A 26,006-nucleotide genomic window follows, 5' to 3' on the forward strand; every position below is an offset into this window, starting at 1 on the left:
TTCTCCTTAGGGGCGGGATGAAGCGGTTTGAATCAGGGTTTGTACATCGGCCGCAACGGCTTCGGCCGGACTCTGGTAGGACACGGCGAGGCGCAGGCGCCCTGCCGGATCGAAAACGTAGCTCGTTGCGGTGTGATCCATCGAGTACGAGCCGCCGGTCGGCACCTTGCGATAGAAAACACGGAATTCGTCGGCGACCTTGCGGGTTTCCTCGAGACTGGTATAGAGCCCGAGGAAGTCGGGGTCGAACGCAGCGGTATAGGCCTTGAGCACACCCGGCAGGTCGCGCTCGGGGTCGACACTGACAAAGATCACCTGCAGCTTGTCGGCATCGTCGCCGAGCAGTTGCCGCACCTGCGCAGCGCGCGAGAGTGCAGTCGGGCAGATGTCCGGGCATTGGGTGAAGCCGAAGAACATCATCACGACCTTGCCGCGAAAGTCAGCGAGACTGCGGGTCGCGCCGTCGGGGTCGAGCAGGCTGAAGTCGTGGCCGAAATTGGCGCCGGTGATGTCGGTATTCCTGAAGCTGACCGTCTCTTTACTGCAGGCGCTCAGCGCCATTGCAATGAACAGCCCCATCAACAGGACGAGCAGCGTACGCAACAAACGGGTCCGCGCCAGCGCGGCGTGGAAGAAATCGTGTAAAGGCATGAATGCCTCCGGAATCGGTGATTGCACAGCGCACGCCACGCACAGGGTGCGGGCAGAGCGCGTTCAGCGACGATCAGGAGGCAGCGGGTGGCGCACGCGGGCTTGAGGCCGTCCAAGCAACCAGTGGCCGGGGAGCGGAGTAGAAAAGCGGGGGTTCGAGCGCAGTCATGCCGATGACGGCAAATCCGGCGGACAGCTCAAGTGGCAGACCGAACGAGCCTGCGTGCGGACAGCAATAAGGGCAGGACGCAGTGGACGCGCCCGGCGCGTCGTCGCCATGTTGCTCGCTGTCCGCATCGACCGCAATCCATTGCATGCCGGACGCCGAGCACACCTCAATCCAGCGCTGATGCCCATCCCCGAGCACCGTCATTGCCTGGCTCACCGCAGGCGCAAGCGCACCGAGCAGGATCGCAAAAGTTGCGAACCAGGCAGCAAGGCGAAATTGGCGTCTTCGGATGAACATCAATCAGGGTCGGGGCAAAGGGGCTGGCGAGCAGACTGACAGGGTGAGCGGTAATGTCGGGCGATTATAGACGTTTCGACACAATGAAACTTGACCCAGATCATTTAAGGCTGTGCGCGACGCGACGCTTGCAGCAGTGCACTTGAAATACGTTCCAGGTCAGGATTGATGCGTTCATGCATGGCCGTGTTGGGCCGCACTGAAGCGCCCCGCTTTGATGGAAGCGCTAACCGTCAAACTGCCGAAAGCTGAGCACCCACTGCGCACAGACAGTCCTGAAAAGCACAACGGGGTGCCGGCTTCCCGGTCACCCCGTTGTCACGCCCGAACCGGGTCGGGCGCAGAATCAGCTGACCGGCGCCGAGCCGATCAACCCAGCCACTTTCGCGCGTTGCGGAACATGCGCAGCCACGGCGAAGCGTCCGGGCTCTCGTCGATCATCGACTGCGGTGCCCACGACATCTGCAGCGTGCGGGCGGTGCGCTCGGGGTGCGGCATCATGATGGTGAAGCGGCCGTCGGCGGTGGTGAAGCCGGTTGCGCCCAGCGCCGAACCGTTGGGGTTCTGCGGATAGGTTTCGGTCGGCTGACCATGGTTGTCGACATAGCGCAGCGCGAGAAGCGCCTTCTCGCGGTCGGTTTCGGCCGCGAACACTGCCCTGCCCTCGCCGTGACTGACCACGATCGGCATGCGGCTGCCGGCCATGCCGGCGAGCAGGATGGACGGGCTGTCGACCACCTCGGTCATTACGAAGCGGGCCTCGAACTGTTCGCTGCGGTTGCGATGGAAGGTCGGCCAGGCGTCTGCACCCGGGATGATCGGGGCGAGGTGGGCCATCATCTGGCACCCGTTGCACACGCCGAGCGCAAAGCTGTCGGAGCGCCCGAAGAAGGCTTCGAACTCTGCACGCAGCTTGGGGTTGAACAGGATGGACTTGGCCCAGCCCTGCCCTGCGCCGAGCACGTCGCCATACGAGAAACCACCGCAGGCGGCCAGACCATGGAAGTCGAGCAGTTGCTTGCGGCCGGACTGCAGGTCCGACATGTGGACATCGACCGGCTCGAAGCCGGCGCGCTCGAAGGCGGCAGCCATCTCGAACTGCGAGTTCACACCCTGTTCGCGCAGCACCGCGACCTTGGGCCGGGCACCGGTAGCGATGAAGGGCGCAGCGACGTCATCTTTGACATCGAAGGACAGCGCCACGGACAGACCGGGGTCGGTCGCATCGGCGAGGCCGTCAAACTCCTGTTGCACGCAATCGGCATCGTCACGCAAACGGGCGATCTGGTAGCTGGTCTCGGACCACGCCTGCATCAGCTCGCTGCGGCTGGCGGCAAGGATGCGCTTGGCACTGCGCCAGAAGCGGATTTCGTCCTTGTCGTTGGGCTCGCCGATGAAGTGATAGGTCAGGCGGGCTTCACGCAGGATCTCGGTGATCTTTGCGCGCTCGTCACGGCGGATCTGGATCACCGCACCGAGTTCCTCGGCAAACAGACCGGCAATCAGCTTGTCGTCGAAGCGGCCCTTGAGCATGTCAGGCTTCTTCTCGAGGCCATCGACGTCGTTCATGTAGGGGTCGTAGCAGACCGTGTCGAGCACCAGCGACAAACCGCACTTGCTGGCAAAAGCCATCTCGCACACGGCAGCGAACAGGCCGCCGTCGGAGCGATCGTGGTAAGCCAGAATCAGCCCTTCGCGACGCAGACGCTGGATCGCGGCAAAAAATGCAGCGAGTTGCTCCGGGTCGACATCCGGTGCGTGCTCGCCCACGGAGTTGAAGACCTGTGCCAGCACAGATCCACCGAGGCGGTTCTTGCCGTTGCCAAGGTCGATCAGCATCAGCTCGGTGTCGACGCCTTCGGGCAGCTGCAGTTGCGGCGTCAGCGTGCGGCGAATGTCGGTCACCGGCGCGAAGGCAGTGGCGATCAGCGACAGCGGCGACACCACCTGCTTGTCCTCGCCATTGTCGGCCCACGCGGTGCGCATCGACAGTGAGTCCTTGCCCACCGGAATCGACACACCGGCCTTGATACAGAAATCCGACACGGCCTTCACCGTATCGAAGAGCTTGGCGTCCTCGCCGCGATGACCGGCCGCCGCCATCCAGTTGGCCGACAGCTTGACGTCGCCCAGGTCGGCAATATCGGCAGCCGCGATGTTGGTAATCGCCTCGGCCACGGCCATGCGGCCTGAAGCCGGCGCATCGACACAGGCCAGCGTGGTGCGCTCGCCCATGGCGAAGGCTTCGCCGCGATAGCCCTGGAAGCTCATCGCGGTAACCGCGACGTCGGCCACCGGCACCTGCCACGGTCCGACCATCTGGTCGCGCGCGGTCAGGCCGCCCACCGAGCGGTCGCCGATGGTGATCAGGAAACGCTTGCTTGCGACCGTCGGGTTGCGCAGCACACGCAGGCCCGCGTCCATCAGGTCCATGCCGGTGACGTCGAACGGCGGCAGATGAACTGCGCGGCGCGATACGTTGCGCATCATCTTCGGCGGCTTGCCGAGCAGGACCTGCATCTCCATGTCGACCGGCTTGTTGTCGAAATGACGGTCGCTCACGGTGAGGTGACCATCGTCGGTCGCGGTACCGAGCACGGCGAAGGGACAGCGCTCGCGCTCGCAGAAGGCGCGGAACTGGTCGAGGCTTTCCGGTGCGATCGCGAGCACGTAGCGCTCCTGCGACTCGTTCGACCAGATCTCGCGCGGGCTCATGCCCGGCTCTTCGATGTGAACTTCGCGCAGTTCGAAATGCGCGCCCAGACTGGCATGGTCGGCCAGCTCCGGCATCGCGTTCGACAGGCCGCCTGCACCGACGTCATGGATGGCGATGATGGGGTTGGCCTCGCCCTGCTGCCAGCAGGCGTCGATCACTTCCTGGCAGCGGCGCTGGATCTCGGGGTTGCCGCGCTGCACCGATGCAAAGTCGAGATCGGCAGCATTGGTGCCGGTGGCCATCGACGAGGCGGCACCGCCGCCCAGGCCGATGAGCATGCCCGGACCACCCAACTGAATCAGCAGCGTGCCCGGCGGGAAAGTCGGCTTGTGCGATTGCTGTGCCTGGATGCTGCCCAGACCACCGGCGATCATGATCGGCTTGTGGAAGCCGCGCACCTCGCCCTGCACTTCCTGCTCGAAAGCGCGGAAGTAGCCGGTCAGGTTGGGACGGCCGAATTCGTTGTTGAATGCCGCGGCGCCGATCGGGCCTTCGATCATGATGTCGAGGGCGGAGGCGATGCGCTCGGGCTTGCCGTAAGGCTTTTCCCACGGCTGCTGATAGCCCGGGATGTTCAGGTTGGAGACCGAGAAGCCGGCCAGACCCGCTTTCGGGCGCGAACCGCGACCGGTCGCGCCTTCGTCGCGGATCTCGCCACCGGCGCCGGTGGCTGCGCCCGGGAAGGGCGAAATGGCGGTCGGGTGGTTGTGGGTCTCGACCTTGGCGAGGATGTGAGTTTCCTCGCTGTGGTAAGCGAAACGACCTGCTGCGTCCGGATACAGGCGCTCGATGGTCGCGCCCTCGATCACCGAGGCGTTGTCCGAGTAGGCCACGACCGTACCTTGCGGATGGGCCTTGTGCGTGTCCTTGATCATGCCGAACAGGGTCTTCTCCATCGGACGGGCATCGATCACCCAGTCGGCGTTGAAGATCTTGTGGCGGCAGTGCTCGGAGTTGGCCTGGGCGAACATCATCAGTTCGACATCGGTCGGATTGCGCTCGATGCGGGTGAAGTTCTCCACCAGGTAATCGACTTCGTCGTCCGACAGCGCGAGCCCCAGCGTGCCGTTTGCTTCTTCAAGCGCGGCGCGGCCACCACCGAGAATATCCACCGAGGTCAGCGGCTGCGGCGCGTAGTGGTGGAACAGCGCATCGGCCTCGTCCATCTTGCCCAGCACCGACTCGGTCATGCGGTCGTGCAGCTTCGCCAGCACTTCGGGCCGGGAATCGACGCCCTTGCCCGCCAGCGTATATGCCGTGCCGCGCTCGATGCGCACGACCTTGTCGAAACCGCACTGATGCGCGATATCCGTCGCCTTGGAGGACCACGGCGAGATCGTGCCCAGGCGCGGAACGACCAGCAGCATGGTGCCGACCGGCGCCGTCGGCGTCTCCGGTGTGGCGCCGAGCAGGTCGACCAGGCGGGCGGTTTCTTCGGCGTCCAGTGCGGCGTTCAATTCAACGAAATACCAGTGCTCGGCGGCCAGCCCCTGCAGTTTTGGCAGCACTTCGGCCACACTGCGGGAAAGGCGATCCAGGCGGGACCGGGAGAGCGCGGCTGCGCCACGGAGCTTGAGGATTTGGGTCATGTCAGTCGAAACGCGAAAAAAGAGGTACCGAAGAACGGCAATCGGAAGCGCGGAATTATACCCGAGCCAACCCCTCCCCCGTGGCGGATGAAGCGTCCGTGACAAAGCTGCGCGGCTAGAAGTACGGGGGATCAGCTAAAATACGCCTTTGTCTGCCAACCCCCCGCCCGATGAGCGCCTCCGTTTCACGTTTTGCGAGCGACGATTCGCCCTCCATGAGCTGGATCGTCTTCCCTGCCGCAGTGTGCGTGCTGTGTGCTGCACTGCTGGCTGCGCTCGACCTGAACGAGGCCTGGTTCATCGCCTGGAACACCGCTGCAAGCGGCATCGCACCGGGATTCGTATGGGCCGGCATCACCAACCTGGCCTCAACGCTGGGCGCCTTCGCGCTGATCACGCCGGCGCTTGCCTGGCGCCCGCGCTGGCTCGCAGCCACCCTGCTCGCAGCCCCCGTGGCCACCCTGTATACCCACGGCCTGAAACAGTTTTTTGCCGAACCACGGCCTGCCGCCGTGCTCGCGCAGGATCAGTTCAACGTTGTCGGTCTGCCGCTGCGCACCGACTCCTTTCCCTCCGGACACTCGCTTACCGCCTTCGTCATAGCGGGCGTGGTCGTGCTCTGTGCCAGCCCTGCAGTGCGCCGCCAATGGGCGTGGGTTGTCCTCGCGGCTGCGGTTCTGATGTGCTTTTCCCGCGTCGCCGTCGGTGCGCACTGGCCGCTCGACCTGTTTGCCGGGGCGGCGGGTGGATGGCTGAGTGCGGTCATTGGCGTGCGCTGGTCCGCTCACTGGCGCTTCTGGGAACGCCGACGCGGCGTGCAGACCATGGGGGCACTGATGATCCTGGTCGCCGTGCTGCTTGCGTTCGAGGACCTCGGCTACCCGGAAGGGCTGTGGATGCAGTACCTGCTGGTGGTGTGGGGCATGGCCGGCGCCGTTTTCGCACTGGTGCGCCCGGTGACCTGCAAGGTGCCCGCATGAAGCGCGCCATTGCAATCCTGCTCAGCCTCGGTCTGCTGGGCTGGTTTCTTGCCGACGCCCGCTGGCAGACCCTGGGCACGGCGCTGAGCCGCCTGACGCCTGCCATCGTGGCCGTAGCCGTGGCCGGCTTTGCCGCCAGCTACCTGCTGCGCGCACTGCGCGTGTACGACGAATTCCGTCGCGATGCGGCGGGCCGCTTCGGTGCCTGCCTGCGCATCGTGCTGATGCACAACGCAATGGTCAATATCGTGCCCTTCCGTGGCGGCGAGGCCGCGTTTCCGGTACTGCTGCAAAGAACCTTCGGCACCCCGCTGCCGCGTGCGATTGCATCGCTGTTCTGGTTCCGCCTGCAGGATGCGCTCGTGGTCGGCATGGTCGCCGTCGCGGTGTGGCCCGAGCTTCCGCTGGCACTGCGCGTTGCAGGCCTGGTCGCGCTCGCCGTCTTTGCCTGGGGCCTGCCGCGCTGGGCACGCAAGCCGCACGACTGGGCAGAACGCGGTGCGTTGGCGGGCAAGCTGGCGAAGCTGCGCAACGCCTTTGGCGAATCCACCCGTCACGCCCGCTGCGGCTGGCTATGGACGGTTTCCAACTGGTCGGTGAAGCTCGCCGCTCAGGCGTGGTTGCTCGCAGCCCTGCTCTCCACCGGCATGCCGGAGGGCGCAGCCGGTGCGCTCGGCGCCGAGCTTGCCGCCATTCTTCCGATTCAGGGCGTAGCCGGGTTCGGCACTTACGAAGCGGGCGCCGCCGCAGCGCTCCTGCCCGCCGGCATTGCCTTCGGTGACGGCCTGCAGGCCGCACTCGCTCTCCATCTTTTCGTCATTGCCTGTGCGCTGAGCGCGGGCGCGCTGGCCTGGCTGTTTCCGAACGCCGGCCCGGCACCCACAGCCAGTGCAGCAAATCCCCATTCATCTTCCGAGAGTGCATCCCGTTCATGAACAAGTCTCCGCTCCCCCACGCCGAACCGCAGATCCCCGACGGTCTGCCCGAGCACACCCTGTCGGTCGTGGTGCCGATGTACAACGAGGCCGAGAACGTCGAGCCCCTGCTCGACCGCATCCACCTCGCCCTCGGCCCCTATCCGTGGCCGTGGGAAGTGGTGCTGGTCGATGATGGCAGCTCGGACGCCACACCGCTGGAACTGGCGCGCTGCGCCAAGCAGTTTGGCCCTCACGTCCGTGTTGTCGAGCTGATGCGCAACTTCAAGCAGACCGCCGCGATGCAGGCCGGCCTCGATGCCGCACGCGGCAGCGTGATCGTGACCATGGACGGCGATCTGCAGAACGACCCGATCGACATCCCGCGCATGGTGTACCGCCTGCTCACGGAAGATCTCGACCTCGTGGCCGGCTGGCGCAAGGATCGTCAGGACGGCCTGCTGCTGCGCAAGATTCCGTCGCGCATCGCCAACCGCCTGATCGCCCGCCTCACCGGCGTTCATCTGCGCGACTACGGCTGCAGTCTCAAGGTGTTCCGCGGCTCGGCCATCAAGAGCGTGCGCCTGTATGGCGAAATGCACCGGTTCATCCCTGCGTGGCTGGCTACCGTCACCACCCCGAGGCGCATCGCCCAGGAAGTCGTCACCCACCACGCGAGGGTATTCGGCCAGTCGAAGTACGGCATCTCGCGCACCTTCCGCGTCGTGCTCGACCTGGTCTTCGTATACTTTTTCATGCGTTTCCGTACCCGTCCGGGGCACTTCTTCGGCGGCATCGGTATCGGACTGGGCGCACTCGGCGGCCTGATTCTGTCCTACCTCGCCTTTGTGAAGGTCTTTCTGGGTGAAGAGATCGGCACCCGCCCCCTGCTCTTCGGCGGCTTCTTTCTGGTCATTGCCGGCGTACAGATGGTGACGTCCGGTGTGCTGGCCGAACTGCTCACCCGGGTCTATTACGAATCAGGCACTTCGCGCCCCTACCTCTCCCGCCCGGCCACCGAGCTTGCCGCAGATGAGGGCTGGCGCAAGCCCGTCGAGGCATGAAGATGCTGTCGCGCAACCCGGTCGTCACCACCCTGATCCTGCTGCTGCCGCTGGTGAGCTTTCTGCTGCTCCTTGGCGGCGCACCCTTGTTCGATGTGGACGAAGGCGCCTTCTCCGAGGCCACCCGCGAGATGTTCGCGCGCGGGGACTTTCTGTCCACCTACCTCAACGGCGAGCACCGCTTCGACAAGCCGATTCTGGTGTACTGGTTTCAGGCGCTCGGTTACCTGATCTTTGGTGCCACCGAGTGGGCCTTCCGCTTGCCGTCCGCGATTGCGGCACTGATCTGGAGCTACGCGACCTGGTATTTTGCGCGTCAGCGTTTCGGCCCGGACACCGCGCTTGCCGCGCTGGCCGTCGCCGCCACCGCCATCGGCCCCTTTGCCATCGGCCGTGCGGCCACTGCCGACGCACTGCTCAACATGCTGCTGGCGCTGGCGCTGTTCGATGCCTGGCGTCATCTGGAATCGGGCCAGCGCGCACCCTTGCTGCGCAGCTACGTCTGGATCGGACTCGGCGTGCTCACCAAGGGTCCGATCGCCCTGATCGTGCCTGGCACGGTCACGCTGCTGTACTGCGCCAGCCGCGGTGAGTGGAAGCGCTGGGCGCGCTCGGTCTTCGACCCCGCAGGCTGGGCGATCCTGGCAGTGCTGGCCCTGCCCTGGTACATCTACGCGCTGTTCACGCATGGCCAGAACTTCATCGACGGCTTCATCCTGAAGCACAACGTCGAACGTTTCACCGGTACCCTCGAAGGCCATACCGGCAGCCTGTTCTACTACATTTTCGCGGTGCCGCTGCTGCTGTTGCCATGGACCTCGCCGCTGATCGCGTCACTGCGCAACATCCGCGCCGACGCGGGCACCGGCGTACGCCGTTTTCTGTGGATCTGGGCCGGGTTCGTCGTCGTCTTCTTTTCGCTGTCGGGCACCAAACTGCCGCACTACGTGCTCTACGGTTCGACACCGCTGTTTCTTTTGATCGCAGCGCACCGTGACAGCCTGCGCCGCGGCTGGCTGCATTTCACGCCTGTCACGCTGCTGCTCGCACTCTTCGTGGCCCTGCCGCTAGTGTTCGATCTGCTGTCTGCAAGCTCGGCAGGCAATGCCTATTACCGTGCCCAACTGGCTGATGCGCTGACACGGGCTGACGCAACTTACTACGTCGTCACCCTTGGCTGCCTGCTGCTGTGGCTGGCGCTGGCCTGGCGTCTGCCAGCAGGGATCTGGTCGAAAATGATGATCGGCGGCGGCTTGCAGGTTCTGGCGCTGACCACCGTCGTCGTGCCTTGGGTCGGAAGTGTCCTGCAGGGGCCAGTCAAGGAGGCTGCAGCTTTCGTGCGCGAACGCCCGGAACCGGTAGTCGCCTGGCGCCTCGACGTACCCAGCCTCAGCGTCTATCGCGAGGCCGTCACCCCATCCCGCGCGCCCGCTGCAGGTGAGCTCGCCGTCACCCGCATCGATCGCGTACCTGAAACCGGATACGAGACACTGTTCCTCAAGGGCGGTGTTGCAGTCGTCAGGCAGCAAGCCGCAGAGGAATGAACATGGACGCAGCACAGACTCCGACCGGCCCAACCCTTGAGGGTCGACCGCAAAGCCGCCTCACCCTGATCATGCTGGTCAGCATGCTGGCCTGTGCTGCACTGTTCCTCCTGTGGCCGGAAATCGACCTCCGCACCAGCGCCGCCTTCTATACCGAAAGCAGCGGCTTCTGGGGCGAACGCAACGCCTTCGTGATGGCGCTTTACCGGGGCATTCCGATGATGTCGAACGCCATCATCATCGGCCTCTTCATCGCGCTCTTTGCCTACATGTTCCAGCGCGGTCTGCAGGGTGCCCGCAGACGCATCCAGGTCGGATACCTGATCACCGCACTCATCCTCGGCCCCGGCCTGCTGATCGACGTCGTACTCAAGGATCACTGGGGACGGGCACGCCCGGCAAAGGTCACCGAATTCGGCGGCGCCGCGACCTTCTCGCCTGCCATCATTCCGTCCGATCAGTGCGGCAAGAACTGCTCGTTCGTCAGTGGCCACGCATCGGCCGGCTTCTATTTCGTCAGCCTCGGCTTTCTCGGCGGGGTCGCAGCCCGCCGGCGCTGGACACTGATCGGACTCGGACTCGGTGGCGTGTTCGGATTTGGTCGCGTCGCGCAAGGCGGACATTTTCTGAGCGACATCGTCTTCAGCTTCTACGCGACCTGGTTCGCCGCCTGGCTGGCATGGGTGATCTTCAGGAAGCTGGGCTGGCTGAGCGACCCCGACGAGTTGGCAGAGACAACCCCGGGCTGATCGCCGCGCCCGACCTCAGACCCGTCTCCACATTCATCGACCTTGCAAGGTTTCGCCGTGGAAACGGCAGCCACGTCAGCGCGGCTTGCTTGCCGTCCGCGACTTGAGAAAGGCCAGTTCAGCCTGGCGCTTCTTCAGCGAATCGTTGAGCTCGACGAGCTGACGCTCGAGCTCGGCGCGGGTCGCCCGCTCCATTTCGAGGTCAAGGCGACCGACGCTGAGCGCTGCACCAAGGCGCTGGTTCTCTTCCTCGAGCGCCTGCACCTTTACACCGTATGCAAGATCGGTGTCCAGATACCACACCAGCGCCAGCACAAAAGTGAGCAAAGCGCCGCCAAGCGCGGCAAGAATGACGCGCTTGCGCTGATCTGCAGCGATGCGGTCGCTGACGGCGTCCTCTCCCAGGCGACGCGGGCGAAAACCTCCGAAACGGTTCACCGTAGCACTGTGTCAGGAGTTGTCGAGGTAGCGCAGGGGATTGACGAAGGCCCCGTTGCGCAGCACTTCGAAGTGCAGATGCGCGCCGGTCGAACGGCCGGTCGAGCCTACCGCGGCAATCCGTTGCAAGGGCGTCACCACGTCGCCCACCTTCACGAACAGGCGCGAACAGTGCGCATAGCGACTGACCAGCCCGTTACCGTGATCGATTTCGACCAGATAGCCGTACTCGCGGTGATAGCCGGAAAAAACAACCCGACCGCCCGCGCTGGCATGAATCGGGGTACCTGCACGCGCCTGGAAATCGAGACCGGAGTGAAACGCGCTGCGGCCGTTGAACGGATCTACCCGGGTACCGAAAGACGAGTTACGGCGCCCGCCAGGGACCGGATTGCGGCTCGGAAAAGCCATCTGCGCAAGGTCGAGTTCCGTGGTCACCCGATCGACCTCGAACAGCACGGCGCTCAGACGCTCAAGTTCGTATTCGAGATCGGTCAGGCCAGCCCCCTGATCGTCGAACGCCGTCAGCGCGCCATCCGCATTACCCGTACTGCCAAGCAGCGAGATCAACGGGCCGCCGCTCGCTCCGACCACCTTTTTGGCTGCTTCGGACTGCGTGGAAGCCGTCTTTCCGGCGTCTGCCGCCGGAAGTCCAGCTGGGGCAACTGCAGCACTTTCGGCACTCTTGTCTTTGCCCTTGAGTACGCCCACGCGCTTGGCGAGGGTCAGCGCCTCGGACTCGAGTCGGGCAAGCTTGCCGGAAATCTCGCCCAGACGATCGACCAGAAAGCGACCTTCAGGATGGTCCACACTCAGCGGAGAGGCGGGGGTATCGACCTCGGCACGCCCCACACCGACGCCGAGCGCGAAGGCGCCACCGGCCACTGCAAGCAGGGTTCCTGACGCGATCAGGATCAGCGCGCGCGAACTCAGCGTGCGGACACGCGAGCGGTTGACGCGTCCCATGGAAAGAATGACCAGTGCCATCCCCTTCCTCCGATAAGTGCCAAGCAGCCAGATGAATCGCGGCGTGCGGCCTGATAGTGGGGTGTGCCGACCACAGTGGCGGATACATCCCCGCACAACTGATTTGGTCAAACACAAAACAGCAGGAGTCTATCACTAAGTTCGGATCATGGAAGCACTGCAAATATCGGCAGCCGTAAACGCACAACGGCGGCCTGAGCCGCCGTTGTGCCTTGATACCGAAGTACGCTTTACTTGGTTGCGTGCGTCGACAGGCTCAGCCAGGTCGAGACCACGGTGTCCGGGTTCAGCGAAATGGTCTGAATGCCTTCATCCATGAGCCACTCGGCAAAGTCTGCGTGGTCCGACGGGCCCTGACCACAGATGCCGACGTACTTGTCGAGACGATTGGCCGACTTGATCGCCATCGACAGCAGCGCCTTCACCGCTTCGTCGCGCTCGTCGAAGGCATGCGCCACCAGACCAGAGTCGCGGTCCAGGCCCAGCGTGAGCTGGGTCAGGTCGTTGGAACCAATCGAGAAGCCGTCGAAGAACTCGAGGAACTTGTCAGCCAGCAGCGCGTTGGACGGGATCTCGCACATCATGATGAGCTTGAGATCGTTCACGCCACGCTTCAGGCCATGCTCGGCGAGCAGATCCACCACGCCGGACGCCTCTTCGAGGTTGCGCACGAACGGAATCATGATCTGGACGTTGGTCAGACCCAGCTCGTTGCGTACCTTGCGCATTGCGGCGCATTCCATCTCGAAGCAGTCACGGAAGGAGTGCGCGATGTAACGCGACGCGCCGCGGAAGCCCAGCATCGGGTTTTCCTCTTCCGGCTCGTAGATGTCACCACCGAGCAGCTTGCGGTACTCGTTCGACTTGAAGTCGGACATGCGTACGATCACAGGCTTCGGATAGAAAGCGGCAGCAATCGTGGCCACACCTTCGACCAGCTTCTCGATGAAGAACTGCTTGGGCGTGGCGTAGCCGCGCGAACGGCGATTGATCTCGTCGCGCAGGCTGGCCGGCACCTGGCCCAGTTCGAGGATGGCCTTCGGGTGAATGCCGATCATGTTGTTGATGACGAACTCGAGACGGGCAAGACCAACGCCGCCGTTGGGGATCTGCGCGAACTCGAAGGCGAGTTCGGGGTTACCCACGTTCATCATGATCTTCACCGGGATCTCGGGCAGGTTGCCCATGTCGGTGGTGATGACCTCGAACTCGAGCTTGCCGCGATACACGTAACCGGTGTCGCCTTCGGCGCAGGACACGGTCACCGAATCGCCTTCGGAGAGGATGTCGGTGGCGTTGCCGCAACCCACGATGGCCGGAATGCCAAGCTCACGCGCGATGATCGCTGCGTGGCAGGTACGACCGCCACGGTTGGTGACGATGGCGCTGGCGCGCTTCATCACCGGCTCCCAGTTGGGATCGGTCATGTCCGTCACCAGGATGTCGCCAGCCTGGACGCGGTTCATTTCGGACGCATCCTTGACCACGCGCACGGTGCCGGCGCCGATCTTCTGACCGATGGCGCGACCGTGGGTCAGTGCCTTGCCGTACTGCTTGAGGCGGTACTTCTCCATCACGTGGCCGGAGGACTGGCTCTTCACCGTCTCAGGACGTGCCTGGAGGATGTACAGCTTGCCGTCGACGCCGTCCTTGCCCCACTCGATGTCCATCGGGCGACCGTAGTGCTTCTCGATGACCACTGCGTAGCGCGCGAGTTCGAGCACATCTTCGTCGGTCAGCGAGAAGCGGTTGCGATCGGCCTCGGGCACATCGATCGTGCGCACCGACTTGCCGGCTTCCTTCTTGTCCGCGAACACCATCTGGATGAGCTTGGAACCGAGGTTGCGGCGAACCACAGCCGGACGGCCCAGTGCCAGCATGGGCTTGTGCACGTAGAACTCGTCAGGGTTCACCGCACCCTGGACGACCGTCTCACCCAGGCCGTAGGATGACGTGATGAAAACGACGTCCTTGAAGCCGGATTCGGTATCGATGGTGAACATGACGCCGGACGCACCGGTATCCGAACGCACCATGCGCTGCACGCCAGCCGACAGCGCAACGTCGGCGTGTGCAAAATCCTTATGAACGCGATAGGCGATCGCGCGGTCGTTGTACAGGGAAGCAAACACTTCCTTCATGGCGTGGAGAATGTTCTCGTAGCCATGAATGTTGAGGAAGGTTTCCTGCTGGCCGGCAAAGGATGCGTCGGGCAGGTCTTCCGCGGTGGCCGAAGAGCGAACGGCAAAGCTGCCCTCGCCTTCAGAGGTGATCTTCTCGTAAGCCGACTTGATCTCGGATTCGAGCTGGGCCGGGAACGGGGTGTCGACGATCCACTGACGAATCTCGGCACCGACCTTGACCAGCGCATCAACGTCGTCGACGTTGAGGGCATCAAGCGCGGCATTGATCCGGTCAGCCAACCCGTTGTGAGCAAGGAACTCGCGATAGGCGTCGGCAGTGGTGGCAAAACCACCCGGAACGCGAACGCTCGAAGGCAGCTGGCTGATCATCTCGCCGAGCGAGGCGTTCTTTCCGCCGACCTTGTCGACATCGGTCATGCGAAGTTCTACGAAGGGAATGACGTAACGGCTCATGAGTGGCTTCCGGATTCCATGAAGTGACAGCAAAATGCGATTTTACAGAAAAATTGTGCTCTGCCGCACGGCAGGGTATGCCCTAATCACAATTTGACACATCAGAAAGAGCCCTCGCACATGAGCAACCTTCCGAACCGGACAGTTTTTTTCATCTCCGACGGCACCGGCATCACCGCGGAAACACTGGGACACAGCCTGCTGGCACAATTCCCGGACGCCCGTTTCCGCCAGGTCCGGATCCCCTTTGTCGATGATCTCGACAAGGCGATTGAATGTGCAAGTCACATTCGAGACGCATTTGTTACCGATGGCACACGGCCAATCGTGTTCAGTACCCTGGTCAATCCCAAGATGGTCGAGGCCTTGCACAAGGCCGACGCCCTGTTTCTGGAACTCTTCGACCGCTTCATCGGCCCGCTCGAGTCCGAACTCGGACAACGCTCGACCCACGCCGTCGGCCGCTTTCACGGCATTGCCGACAGCAACGACTACAAGAACCGCATCGAGGCAATCAACTTCGCGATGGCCCACGACGACGGCATTTCGTCCGACGGCGAACTGGCCGAAGCGGATGTCATCCTGGTTGGCGTCTCCCGTTCGGGAAAAACCCCAACCAGCCTCTACCTTGCCATGCAGTTCGGCGTGAAGGCCGCCAATTATCCGCTTATTCCCGAAGATTTCGAGCGCAACAAGCTCCCCGGCGAACTTCATCGCTACCGGAGCAAGCTCTTCGGGCTCACCATCGCCCCCGAACGGCTGTCGCAAATCCGCCAGGAACGCAGGCCCAACAGTCGCTATGCATCGCATGACAACTGCACCTACGAAATCGACGCAGCGCAAAAATTGATGCGCCGCGAAAACATCCGCTGGCTCGACTCCACCACCAAGTCCATCGAGGAAATCTCGGCCACCATCCTGCAAACCGTCCGCCTCAACAAGCCGGCTTACTGAACCGCGTACGCTAGAATGGCTCAAAGTGTTTGAGAGCTTATCCGAACACATCATTGCCATACAGGACATGAGATGAAAAGACCGCGCATCAAGCGCCGCGGCGGCATTGGCCGCCTTGCTGAACAACTTGTCTGGCTCTCCTCCGGCCTGGCCGAATCCGGCTGCCGGGTAGAGGACCGCTACTGGGAAGAGCGCCTGACAGGCGCTATCGACAGCGTTCTGGGCAACGACGACGAAGACACACTGAACGGCGCACTCGATCGCCTGTTCGGGAGCGAGAGCCCGGGCTACGACGAGCTTGCGGATCACATCGAGTCGCGCGCCGAATCAGCCGCAGGCATTGCCACCGACCACGACATCCTGCTCATCGCCGCGCCCATCCTCGCGTGGTCACGATTCAGCATCCCCGCTACGTCCCTGTCGGCCTCGACGCTGGCAAACCTGCGCGTGCACCTGCAGGCGCACGTGCTCGCCTCGAATACGCAGCTGGCGATTGCCGACTTCCTCTTCAGCCCCGACCAGCTGCCTCAGGGCTACTGCGCTACGGCAGGCTTTGCAGGACTGGCCGGACGTGCCGCCATCAGCGGGCAGGACTTGCACATCGACACAGCCGGCATGCCGGAAACATCACAGTTTCTGTCCGACACGCGGTATCTGCTCGCTGCGGTTGCCGTGCGCAAGGGCGAAGCACTGTTCCGCTGGCAGGAGCAGGATGGCAGCCGCGAACAGGCGCTTACGCAGTGGCGCAGCCAGGGCGGCGCTTGCCTCGCCCCCCTGATGCCGGGCTGCGTCCTCGAGTTCGTGCTGCCCGAAGCCTACTTCAGTGCCAGCCGGGCAGCCGACAAGGCCAGCAGACCCTACTCCATCCGGGCCTCGGTTGCCTTCCTCGGTGCAGCGCTCGACGCCCCGGCCCCCAAGCTGCTGGCGGTGATCGCACCGTTCAGGGATGACGAGATCGAGGAATACCGCATTGGTTTCACCATGCATGGCCGGGAAGACGTGCTGCATGGCGTCGTATGGCCCCTGCTGGGTGCAGAGGATGAAACCATCGACGTGCCTGCGGAGATCGAAGCCGTGCTGCGCGAATGCGGCGTCGGCGAGGTGCGCTACCTCGATCACCGTTTCCCGCTGGAATACTGCGAGGACTGTGGCGCCCCGATGTACCCCTCGCCCGAGGGCGAGATCATGCACGCCGAAATGCCCGAAGAGCAGACCGAACACGTGCCGCGCCACCTGCACTGAGCGCGCACAGGAGCCCAACATGAGTCGCAAGATTGAAAAAACCGATGCAGCCTGGCGCGAACTGCTGACATCCATCCAGTACCACGTCGCGCGCGAGAAAGGCACTGAACGCGCCTTTACCGGGGAATACTGGGATACCTGGGACAAGGGCGAGTACCACTGCGTATGCTGCGACGCACCGCTCTTTGCCTCCGAGCACAAGTTCGATGCCGGTTGCGGCTGGCCCAGTTTCTGGACCGCCGCCGAAGCGGACAACGTCGAGTCTGCAGAAGACAACAGCCATTTCATGCGCCGCACCGAGGTGCTGTGCCATCAGTGCGGCGCTCACCTGGGACACGTGTTCGAGGACGGCCCCCAGCCGACCGGCCTGCGCTACTGCATCAATTCGGCATCGATCCGCTTCATCCCCGAGGAGAAATCCGGGGACTGAGCTGACAAACCCTGCTTCGGGCCCTCAGGCCTGGAGCAGGAAGTCGCGCACCACCGCAATCTGCGCCGGGTCCATCAGCATCGGCGCATGGCCGACCCCTGCAAACTCGACGATCTTTGCCTTGGGGCCGCGCACCGCCATGGCCTCGAGCGTTTCGTGCTCCAGCAGATCTGACTCGGCCCCGCGCAGGGCCAGGGTCGTGCAGCCAACCCGTTCGTAGGTGTCCCACATGTCGATGTCCATCACGATCGGAATCTGACGGAAAGCCTCGCCGATACCCGGGTCATAGACCATCGCAAAACCATCGGCCACCGGTCTCACGGTGTATTGGGTCAGGTGGCGCCACTGGGCATCGGTCAGCGGACCGAAAGGAGCGCTGACCTCGCGGACATAGGCCTCTGCGAACTCCATCGACGGAAAAACCGGCGCAGTGCCCACATAGGGCCCGATCCGGCGCAGGGACGCTGCGGTGATCACCGGCCCCACATCGTTGAGCACAAGCCGGCTGATCGGCGAATGCGGCTGACTGGCGATCAGCATGCCGATGATGCCGCCCATCGAGGTTCCCACCCAATGCACCTTGTCGACATTGAGCCGGGCGATGAGCGTGATCATGTCGGAGACATAGAGCGGAAAGCCGTAATCCGACTTGACCCCGAGCCAGTCACTCCGACCGCGCCCCACCACATCCGGACAAATCACCCGGTACTCGTCCGAGAGCGCAAGCGCGAGATCGTCGAAGTCGCGCCCGTTGCGTGTCAGGCCGTGAGCGCAGATCACGACCCGCGGATTGTCCCGGTCGCCCCACTCGGTGTAAGCCATGCGATGCAGGCCATGCGGGCCGATGCATTGAACCGAGCCTTCACGCAGCCCGCGGTAGGGCCGTACCGGCGCGGGAGGCGCCTTGAACAGATTGCGCAAGTTGTCGAGCAGGCTCATTGCATAGCACCGGTAATCAGAATGGTTCGAGTCTAGCACCATCCGTGCCAGTCCACGATTCATCCCACGAGTGCCGGCGGGTACCAGAAGCCCCTCCAGTTCACGCCTGGGCCGACCGCATCAATCAGCCCGGATCAAGCCTCAGAACCGAACCCTCGGTTTCTTCGAGCAACCACAACTTGCCGTCCGGGCCCTGACGAACATCCCGGATACGACGTCCGAAATCCTCCAGCAGCCGCTCGGCCTCGCGCACCTTGCCGCCCTCCTCGATCATTCGCGCCAGCAAGCGGAATTTGAGTGCCCCAACGAACAGGTTGCCCTTCCACCCCGGATAGACATCACCGGTGTAGAAGCTCATGCCCGACGGCGCAATCGAGGGCGTCCATTGGTGACGAGGCGGTTCGACATCGGCTCGCTCCGTGCCTTCGCCGATGCGCGTGCCGACGACATACTCCCGGCCATAGGTGATCACCGGCCAGCCGTAGTTGCGCCCAGGCAGGATCTCGTTGATCTCGTCGCCCCCCTGCGGACCGTGCTCCTGCGCCCACAGCACGCCGGTCAACGGATGCAGGGCAGCGCCCTGGACGTTGCGATGACCGTAGGACCAGATCTCCGGCAGCGCGCCCGCCTTGCCGACGAAGGGGTTGTCGGGCGGGACCGAGCCATCGGGACGGATGCGGACGATCTTCCCCATATGGCTGTCCAGATCCTGCGCACGGTCACGGAAACTGTAGCGATCGCCAAGCGTGACGAAGAGATTGCCGTCACGCCCGAAAACGAGCCGAGAACCCCAGTGATGGCCGCCCGACGGGGCCTCGTTCTGCGCAAAGATGATCTTCACCTCGCTCAACTTCAGCGTCTCGCTGTCGAGCACTGCGCGCGCCACCGCGGTGCGCGCCCCCGCCTTGGTGGGCTGGGCAAAGGAGAAGAAAATCGTGCGATCCGATGCATACGCGGGACTGAGCACGACATCGAGCAAGCCGCCCTGCCCGCGCGCGTGCACTTCTGGCACCCCCGCGATCGGCGCAGACACCGTGCCCTGTGGCGAGACGATGCGCATGCGCCCCGGCCGCTCAGTCACCAGCATGCGGCCATCGGGCAGGAAGGCCAGAGACCAGGGCGTCTTAAGCCCGCTCGCCACCACTGTCACCCGTACCGGGTTCGCTGCCTGTGCCACGCCAACCACGAGCAACAGCAGCATCGACAGCAGCCCGCCCCTCAACCGCCCGCCCATGCCGAACATGCGTCGTTCTCCGGCCATCTTCAACCTCCCGATTCGGGCTTTCGCCCAAGGCTTCATCTAGATCTGAGGCAGCAGCACGCTGAAATCGTTCGCAGCACAAACACGGCCCTGCACATGTCATGTCGAATCGTACAAACTACGATCAAATGCTTTGAAAATGCTACCATTTGCGCCATGCAGGAGAGAAAATGCTGACAAACGACAATCCCGGCCCGAGCACGCCGGAACCTCAACACGGCGGCACCGAAGGCCGGACGACGGAGCGCGTCGACCGCCGTGGCATCCAGTCCATCGAGGTCGGCGGCACCTTGTTGCAGGCGCTGGTGCGAAACGGCACGCCGATGATGCTCAAGGACCTTGCGCGCGAGGCCGGCATGCCGCCCGCAAAGGCCCACCCCTACCTGGTGAGCTTCGGCAAGCTCGGACTCATTGAACAGGACCCCGTCACGGGTCGCTACGGCTTGGGACCGTTCTCTCTGCAAATGGGCCTGACCGCACTGCACGCGCTCGACCCGATCAAGGCGGCAATGCCCGAAATCGCCAGGCTGGCAGACGACATCCAGCTCAACGTAGCAATCGCGGTATGGGGTAACCGTGGCCCCACGATCATCCGCATCGAAGAGTGTCACCGCCCGATCCATATCAACATGCGTCCGGGCACGGTGATGACGCCGCTGATGCTCACGGCCACCGGCCGTGTCTTTGCAGCCTTCCTGCCCGACCGCATCACTCGCCCGCTGGTGGAGGAAGAACTCTCGCAGCTGGGTGCAGGCGAACAGCCGGCGCTCAAGATGTCAAAGCGCCATGTCGACGAGATTTTGAGCGATGTGCGCAAGCATGGCATCGCGCGCGCCCTCGGTCACCCGATTCCGGGCATCAATGCATTCTGCGCCCCGGTATTCGACAACAGCGGGGCACTTTCGCTGGCCATTACCGCGATGGGCCCCGCGGGCGCTTTCGACACCGACTGGAACGGCAGCACTGCCACCAAGGTGCTTGCCTGCGCGCGCGAAATTTCCGGCCGACTGGGCAATATCACGGGCGCGGGCTGAACACGACGGGGCAATCGCTGCCCCGGCGGCACCTTACTCGGCGTCGGGCTGATTACCCGGCGCGGCGAGGCGGAAGGCTTCGAGGTCTTCGCAGCGTTCGGCAATGCGACTGATCACTGGCAGCGCGTCCATTCGGCAATTGAAGCGACGCGCATTGAACACCTGCGGCACGAGACAGCAATCTGCCAGCGTGGGCGTGTCGCCATGGCAGAACGCACCGGTGCGCGCATCGACCGCCAGCATCGCTTCGACCGCGGCGAGCCCCAGTTCGACCCAGTGCCGATACCACGCACTCTTCTGCTCGTCACTCGCGCCCAGATCGCGCCCGAGGTACTGCAGCACGCGCAGGTTGTTGAGCGGATGGATATCGCAGGCAATGGTCTGAGCAATCGCGCGGATACGGGCGCGGTCGACCGGTGTCCCCGGCAGCAGCGCTGGCTCGGGGTGGGTTTCATCCAGATACTCGATGATCGCCATCGACTGGGTCATCACCCGGCCCCCTTCTGCGAGCGCAGGCACCAGGGCCGCAGGATTGACCGCAAGGTAGTCTTCCTGCCGGTGTTCCCCGCCGGTGCGGGTCAGGTGGACGGGAATCGACTCATAGTCCAGCCCCTTCAGATTGAGGGCAATACGCACGCGATAGGCAGCCGAACTGCGGAAATAGGTATAGAGCTTCATGGTGTCTCCTGTATTGACCCGGCAAGGCGCCACCCCGAGCATACGCAGCAAGACCCGGCCTGTTCAAGACCGGGTCCTGCACCTCGGCATTTTCGCCCCGACAGCATGCAGCTGCCGGCACCCGACTCAGCGCTTGTACTTCTCGATCAGACTCTTCGCGCTGTCGAGCATGGCCTGCCCGGGGTAACCCTTACCGTTCATCTCATCGACCCACTCGGTCGCCAGCTTGTCGCCTTCCTTGCGCCACGAAACCAGTTCCGAGGCAGGAATGGTGTTGAACACGTTACCGTGATCAACCGCCTGCTGACGCGCAGCCGGCGCGGACTCATCCCACACGCGACCGATCTGGGCCGAGAAATCGGCACCGGAGTTATTGTCGATCACCTTTTTCAGGTCCGCCGGCAGGCTGTCGTACTTTGCCTTGTTCATGGCAATGACAAACACCGCCGTGTACAGGGCCGGTTCGGCAGGATCGGTTTCGGTGTGATACTTCGTGAGTTCCTGCAGCTTCATCGTGGGAATCACCTCCCACGGCAGGACGTAGCCGTCGATCACGCCCTTGGACATTGACTCGGTAACCGCGGGCAGCGGCATCGCGACGGGTGCGGCACCGAAAGCAGCCAGCATCTTGTTGGTAAGCCGGGTGGGGGCGCGCATCTTCAGGCCATTGAAATCGGCCATCGTCTTGATCTGCTTGTTGCCGTGCACGAACCCGTTGTCATGCACGTGGAAGGCCAGCGGCTTGACCCGTGCAAAGTCCTTCTGCCCATACTTCTCGACATAGTCCCAGACGGCACGGCTGGTCGATTCGGCCGAGCGCGACATGAACGGAAGCTCGAACACCTCGACCGACGGGAAACGCCCCGCCGTGTAGCCGGGCAAGGTCCACACAATGTCGGCCACGCCATCGGTGGCCTGCTGGATCAGCTGCGGTGGTGTGCCGCCAAGCTGCATCGAGGGGTAGATCTGACATTTCAGCCGGTTCGCAGACTCCTTGGCGATTTTCTCGCACCAGGGCAGCAACACCTTCTGCTGCGACAGGGCTGCCGACGGCCAGAAGTGCGCCACCTTGAGCGTGATCTCCTGCGCACCGGCCAGCGTGGCACCCAGCGCCAGTGCAGCGCCAAGCGCTGCGTTCACGAAATGTCGGGTCTTCATGCGTGTCTCCGTCCTTTTTTATAGGTTTGGGTCGTACGCCGCCCGCGTCTGCGGGCGGATGCTGCTCACGAACGCTCAGCCGGCTGGCGTCGCGACCGTGTTCTCGATGGCACCAAAAATACTGCGCCCGTCGCCGTCGAACATCTCGATGCGAACCTTGTCACCGGCGCGCATGAAGGGCGTCACCGCCTTGCCCTGCTCGATGGTTTCGTAGGTCCGCACCTCTGCCAGGCAGCAATACCCTACGCCACCATTCTCGACCGACGAGCCCCACAGGTTACCCTGCTTGTTGGAGACCGTGCCCGAGCCGACGATGGTGCCGGCCTCAAGCTGGCGCGTCTTGGCGGCATGTGCCACCAGCTGCGCCAGGCTGAAGGTCATGTCGACACCCGCATTAGGATGACCGAAGCGCTTCTCGTTGAGGTCAACCACCAGCGGCAGATGCACCTTGGCATCGCGCCATGCCACCCCAAGCTCATCCGGTGTGACCGCCACCGGGCTGAAGGCGCTGGCAGGCTTGCTCTGGAAGAATCCGAAACCCTTCGCCAGTTCGTTGGGGATCAGATTGCGCAGCGACACGTCATTGACCAGCATCACCAGGCGGATGGCCTTCTCCGCCGCCTCAGGGCTCGCACCCATCGGCACGTCGCCGGTCACCACGGTCACTTCAGCCTCGAAGTCGATCCCCCAGCTCTCCTCCGCCACCACTTTGTCGCACGGGCCGATGAAGCTGTCCGAGCCGCCCTGGTACATCAGCGGATCGGTGTAGAAGGATGCAGGCACTTCCGAATTGCGCGCCTTGCGCACCAGTTCGACATGATTGATGTAGGCCGACCCGTCGGCCCACTGATAGGCGCGCGGCAGCGGCGAATGGCAGTGCGCGGGATCGAACGGGATCGCGTGGCGCGCATGGCCGGCGTTGAGCATGTCGTAGACGAGTTCGAGCTCGGCCACCACGTTGTCCCAGTCATCGAGCGCAGCCTGCAGGGTTTTGGCGATGCCGCCCACGGTCTGGCAAATGCTCAGGTCGCGGCTGACAACGACGAGCGTGCCGTCACGGCCGCCATGCTTGAGGGTAGCGAGCTTCAATTGAACATCTCCTTGTGTCGGCCGTCATGCATCCACGCGGCGTGCTTGGGCGCCTTCTTGGTCTGTGCCCACTCTTCGAGCATGTCCCACTTTACCTTGTCGAGCGCTTCGAGCATCTTCGGACTGCCGGTGTTGCAGGCCAGCTCGAGGCGGTGACCATTCGGGTCGAAGAAATAGATCGACTGGAACAAGGCATGATCGGTGGGGCCGATGACCTCGATCCCCGCCGCCTCAAGCCGCGCCTTGGCCGCCATCAGCACCTCCATCGACTCGACTTCCATCGCCAGATGCTGGGTCCAGGCCGGGGTGTTCTCGTCGCGGCCCATCGGCGCGCGCGTCGGCAGCTCGAAAAAGGCCAGCACGTTGCCCATGCCCGCATCCATGAAGATGTGCATGTAGGGGTCGGCCTCGCCGGTGGAGGGCACGGCGTCCTCGGCGATCGACAGCACCAGCTTCATGTCGAGGTTCTTCTCGTACCAGCGCGCGGTCTCAAGTGCATCCTTGCAGCGGTAAGCGACGTGGTGAATCTTCTTGATCATGATGAATGTCTCCTGCTTGCTTGTGGCTCAGACGCCTTCGCGGGCGATCTTCATCGCCTCGCGCAGCACCGATATGTCGCCGATGTGATTCGACAGCAACAGGATCAGGCGGGCGTTGACTGCTGCGCTCTGTTCGTCGCTGAGGTCGCGGTGGGTTTCGATCAGGGCTTCGTAAAAGTCGTCGCCAGGTGAAAAGGCACGGAAGTAACGTTTGCCGGGTTCGTGCAGATTGCTTTGTGTATTCAGGGCCATGGTCTGCTCCTTCAGGCGTTGCAGCTTGCTTTGGCGACGGCAGCGCGCACTTTCGCCACATCGAGGGCGCGCCAGCGCGCGGCCACATGCTGGTCGGGGCGGGCAAGAATGCTCGCACCGGGGCTAAGGTCGTAACGTTCGCGGATACGCCCCTTGGTGTCGATCAGGGTTTTCAGCCCTGCCGGAGCCGTGCCGCGCTCGGCCACCACCAGTGCCTCGACCGCGATCGGCGCGTCGGCCAGTGCCGCAAGCGCCTGCGTCGTTGCGGCATCCAGCGCGGATGCATCCGGCACGTAATGCACCAGCTTGAAGCCGTTACCAAGCGCTGCGAGCAACCAGCGCTCACCGCCAGCGGTTTCGATCGGTGCGTCGTCCATTGCCGCACCCGGCACCATGTCACCGGCAAACTCGTCGCTGTCGGGGGTATTCAGTCGCGACTCCGTATAGAAACTCGGCACCGACAGGCGACCCGAATTGACCAGCGCACGCGCAAACGGATAGTGCTCGGCCAGGCCCAGCACCGCGTTGCGGAAGGTCTTGCTGACGGCGCTCTTGGGCGTGATGAAGTCGGTCGAGCGCGTCGAATTCATCAGGTTCTCGTCAGCGGCAAACACGCGTTCGTCGCTGTAGGTGTCGAGCAGTTCGGCCGGGGCCTTGCCATCCATGACGAGCTTGAGCTTCCACGCCAGGTTGTCCGCATCCTGAATGCCGGAGTTGGCGCCACGTGCGCCAAAGGGTGAAACCTGGTGTGCCGCGTCGCCGACGAACAGCACACGTCCGTGGTTGAAGCTGTTCATGCGCCGGCACTGGAAGGTATATACGCTGACCCACTCCAGATCGAACTCGCGCTCGTCGCCAAGCATCGCCTTGATGCGCGGGATGACGTTCTCGGGCTTCTTCTCTTCTTCCGGGTCGGCCTGCCAGCCGAGCTGGAAGTCGATGCGCCACACGTTGTCGGCCTGGCGGTGCAGCAGCACCGACTGGTTGGGGTGAAACGGCGGATCGAACCAGAACCAGCGCTCGGTGGGGTACTCGGCCTTCATCACCACGTCCGCGATCAGGAAGCGGTCCATGAAGATCTTGCCGTCGATGTCCAGGCCCATCATCGTGCGGATCGGGCTGCGCGCACCGTCGGCCACCACCAGCCAGTCGGTACTCAGGGTGTAGGCACCATCGGGCGTTTCCACCCGCAGCGAGGCCTTGCCCTCGTCCTGCGTCAGCGCAATCACGGTGTTCTTGAAACGCATCTCGAGATTGGGCAATTGCTGCGCGCGCTTGACCAGGTAGTCCTCGAGGTAATACTGCTGCAGGTTGATCATGCCCGGACGGTGATGATCCGGCTGCGGACACAGATCGAAGCTGAACACTTCCTCCTCGCGGAAGAAGGTGCGCCCCACGTTCCACGACACCCCCTTCTGCACCATCTCTTCGCCGCAACCGAGGCGGTCGAGCACTTCGAGCGCGCGCTTGGCGTAACACACACCACGCGAGCCGAACGACACGGTGTCGTCGTTATCCAGCAGCAGAACATCGCAGCCCTGCTGCGCCAGGTCGATGGCGGTCGTCAGCCCAACGGGGCCGGCGCCAACCACAACAACCGGATAGTGTCCGTCGCGCCCCTCACTGATCTCGGGCGGGCGGCGATAGTCGAATTTCGGGTATGAGAACGTGCTTGGCACGGCTGTCTCCTCCAAATCTGTCAATGAGACGCGGCGCCGCCCATCTGCGGGGCGTG

Annotated in this window: 23 protein-coding genes; 9 read left to right on the forward strand and 14 right to left on the reverse strand. The window is 63.5% G+C overall.

What is annotated here, in order from left to right; all coding sequences use genetic code 11:
- Positions 1–6 precede the first annotated feature (6 nt).
- The 3 genes from CEW87_RS18950 to purL all read right to left on the reverse strand — a co-directional run bounded on the left by CEW87_RS18950 (position 7) and on the right by purL (position 5,422).
- Positions 7–651 carry an SCO family protein gene (locus CEW87_RS18950; RefSeq protein ID WP_108975502.1) on the reverse strand — a complete coding sequence of 215 codons (645 nt, stop codon included), beginning with the start codon at positions 649–651 and terminating at the stop codon, positions 7–9.
- 73 nt (positions 652–724) lie between these two features.
- Entirely contained in the window at positions 725–1,117 is a 393-nt protein-coding gene (locus tag CEW87_RS18955; RefSeq protein WP_108975504.1) for a DUF2946 domain-containing protein, read from the reverse strand.
- A 369-nt stretch (positions 1,118–1,486) separates the two neighbouring features.
- The gene (gene purL / locus CEW87_RS18960; RefSeq protein ID WP_108975506.1) at positions 1,487–5,422 is read right to left on the reverse strand and encodes a phosphoribosylformylglycinamidine synthase; all 3,936 of its coding nucleotides are present in this window, start codon (positions 5,420–5,422) and stop codon (positions 1,487–1,489) included.
- 215 nt (positions 5,423–5,637) lie between these two features.
- Between purL and CEW87_RS18965 the strand changes: the two genes are divergently transcribed.
- From CEW87_RS18965 to CEW87_RS18985, 5 genes are read left to right on the forward strand one after another with little or no spacing between them, the layout of a single operon-like run.
- On the forward strand, positions 5,638–6,402 hold the full coding sequence (locus tag CEW87_RS18965; RefSeq protein ID WP_234421587.1) for a phosphatase PAP2 family protein: 765 nt from the start codon (positions 5,638–5,640) through the stop codon (positions 6,400–6,402).
- Positions 6,399–7,337, forward strand: coding sequence for a lysylphosphatidylglycerol synthase domain-containing protein (locus tag CEW87_RS18970; protein WP_108975509.1), 939 nt, complete (start codon positions 6,399–6,401; stop codon positions 7,335–7,337). Before CEW87_RS18965 ends, CEW87_RS18970 begins: the two co-directional genes overlap by 4 nt.
- Complete coding sequence (locus CEW87_RS18975; protein WP_108975511.1) at positions 7,334–8,380, forward strand: glycosyltransferase family 2 protein; 1,047 nt, start codon at positions 7,334–7,336, stop codon at positions 8,378–8,380. The genes CEW87_RS18970 and CEW87_RS18975 overlap by 4 nt, the downstream gene beginning before the upstream one ends.
- Positions 8,377–9,924 carry an ArnT family glycosyltransferase gene (locus CEW87_RS18980; RefSeq protein ID WP_108975513.1) on the forward strand — a complete coding sequence of 516 codons (1,548 nt, stop codon included), beginning with the start codon at positions 8,377–8,379 and terminating at the stop codon, positions 9,922–9,924. The genes CEW87_RS18975 and CEW87_RS18980 overlap by 4 nt, the downstream gene beginning before the upstream one ends.
- A gap of 2 nt (positions 9,925–9,926) precedes the next feature.
- On the forward strand, positions 9,927–10,673 hold the full coding sequence (locus tag CEW87_RS18985; RefSeq protein ID WP_108975515.1) for a phosphatase PAP2 family protein: 747 nt from the start codon (positions 9,927–9,929) through the stop codon (positions 10,671–10,673).
- 75 nt (positions 10,674–10,748) lie between these two features.
- On the opposite strand, the gene CEW87_RS18990 is transcribed toward CEW87_RS18985, so the two are convergent.
- The 3 genes from CEW87_RS18990 to ppsA all read right to left on the reverse strand — a co-directional run bounded on the left by CEW87_RS18990 (position 10,749) and on the right by ppsA (position 14,695).
- Positions 10,749–11,111, reverse strand: coding sequence for a hypothetical protein (locus CEW87_RS18990; protein ID WP_108975517.1), 363 nt, complete (start codon positions 11,109–11,111; stop codon positions 10,749–10,751).
- Positions 11,112–11,123: 12 nt separating this feature from the next.
- Complete coding sequence (locus CEW87_RS18995; RefSeq protein WP_108975519.1) at positions 11,124–12,098, reverse strand: M23 family metallopeptidase; 975 nt, start codon at positions 12,096–12,098, stop codon at positions 11,124–11,126.
- A 230-nt stretch (positions 12,099–12,328) separates the two neighbouring features.
- Entirely contained in the window at positions 12,329–14,695 is a 2,367-nt protein-coding gene (gene ppsA / locus CEW87_RS19000) for a phosphoenolpyruvate synthase (RefSeq protein ID WP_108975521.1), read from the reverse strand.
- A 120-nt stretch (positions 14,696–14,815) separates the two neighbouring features.
- On the opposite strand from ppsA, the gene ppsR reads away from it, so the two are divergent.
- From ppsR to msrB, 3 genes are all read left to right on the forward strand, one after another.
- Positions 14,816–15,649 (forward strand): pyruvate, water dikinase regulatory protein, encoded by an 834-nt coding sequence (gene ppsR, locus CEW87_RS19005; RefSeq protein ID WP_108975523.1) that lies wholly within the window; start codon positions 14,816–14,818, stop codon positions 15,647–15,649.
- 72 nt (positions 15,650–15,721) lie between these two features.
- Positions 15,722–16,891: a DUF2863 family protein gene (locus CEW87_RS19010; RefSeq protein ID WP_108975525.1), complete on the forward strand. Its 1,170-nt coding sequence runs from the start codon at positions 15,722–15,724 to the stop codon at positions 16,889–16,891.
- A gap of 19 nt (positions 16,892–16,910) precedes the next feature.
- Positions 16,911–17,321, forward strand: coding sequence for a peptide-methionine (R)-S-oxide reductase MsrB (msrB, locus tag CEW87_RS19015; RefSeq protein WP_108975527.1), 411 nt, complete (start codon positions 16,911–16,913; stop codon positions 17,319–17,321).
- A gap of 24 nt (positions 17,322–17,345) precedes the next feature.
- On the opposite strand, the gene CEW87_RS19020 is transcribed toward msrB, so the two are convergent.
- Both CEW87_RS19020 and CEW87_RS19025 read right to left on the reverse strand, forming a co-directional pair.
- A complete protein-coding gene (locus CEW87_RS19020; protein WP_108977376.1) occupies positions 17,346–18,260 on the reverse strand; it encodes an alpha/beta fold hydrolase in 915 nt (304 codons plus the stop codon).
- A 124-nt stretch (positions 18,261–18,384) separates the two neighbouring features.
- Positions 18,385–19,461, reverse strand: coding sequence for a PQQ-dependent sugar dehydrogenase (locus CEW87_RS19025; RefSeq protein ID WP_234421765.1), 1,077 nt, complete (start codon positions 19,459–19,461; stop codon positions 18,385–18,387).
- Between the two features lie 230 nt (positions 19,462–19,691).
- On the opposite strand from CEW87_RS19025, the gene CEW87_RS19030 reads away from it, so the two are divergent.
- Positions 19,692–20,555 carry an IclR family transcriptional regulator gene (locus CEW87_RS19030; RefSeq protein WP_108975531.1) on the forward strand — a complete coding sequence of 288 codons (864 nt, stop codon included), beginning with the start codon at positions 19,692–19,694 and terminating at the stop codon, positions 20,553–20,555.
- 33 nt (positions 20,556–20,588) lie between these two features.
- On the opposite strand, the gene maiA is transcribed toward CEW87_RS19030, so the two are convergent.
- From maiA to CEW87_RS19060, 6 genes are all read right to left on the reverse strand, one after another.
- Entirely contained in the window at positions 20,589–21,233 is a 645-nt protein-coding gene (gene maiA / locus CEW87_RS19035) for a maleylacetoacetate isomerase (RefSeq protein ID WP_108975533.1), read from the reverse strand.
- Between the two features lie 126 nt (positions 21,234–21,359).
- Entirely contained in the window at positions 21,360–22,391 is a 1,032-nt protein-coding gene (locus CEW87_RS19040; RefSeq protein ID WP_108975535.1) for a TRAP transporter substrate-binding protein, read from the reverse strand.
- A gap of 75 nt (positions 22,392–22,466) precedes the next feature.
- Positions 22,467–23,480 carry a fumarylacetoacetate hydrolase family protein gene (locus CEW87_RS19045; protein ID WP_108975537.1) on the reverse strand — a complete coding sequence of 338 codons (1,014 nt, stop codon included), beginning with the start codon at positions 23,478–23,480 and terminating at the stop codon, positions 22,467–22,469.
- A complete protein-coding gene (locus CEW87_RS19050) occupies positions 23,477–24,019 on the reverse strand; it encodes a VOC family protein (protein WP_108975539.1) in 543 nt (180 codons plus the stop codon). The genes CEW87_RS19045 and CEW87_RS19050 overlap by 4 nt, the downstream gene beginning before the upstream one ends.
- Before the next feature lie 27 nt (positions 24,020–24,046).
- Complete coding sequence (locus CEW87_RS19055) at positions 24,047–24,271, reverse strand: DUF2783 domain-containing protein (protein ID WP_108975541.1); 225 nt, start codon at positions 24,269–24,271, stop codon at positions 24,047–24,049.
- An 11-nt stretch (positions 24,272–24,282) separates the two neighbouring features.
- The gene (locus tag CEW87_RS19060) at positions 24,283–25,950 is read right to left on the reverse strand and encodes an FAD-dependent oxidoreductase (RefSeq protein WP_108975543.1); all 1,668 of its coding nucleotides are present in this window, start codon (positions 25,948–25,950) and stop codon (positions 24,283–24,285) included.
- Positions 25,951–26,006: the final 56 nt, after the last annotated feature.

It is taken from the genome of Parazoarcus communis, assembly GCF_003111665.1.
In the GTDB taxonomy this organism is placed as follows: domain Bacteria; phylum Pseudomonadota; class Gammaproteobacteria; order Burkholderiales; family Rhodocyclaceae; genus Parazoarcus; species Parazoarcus communis_B.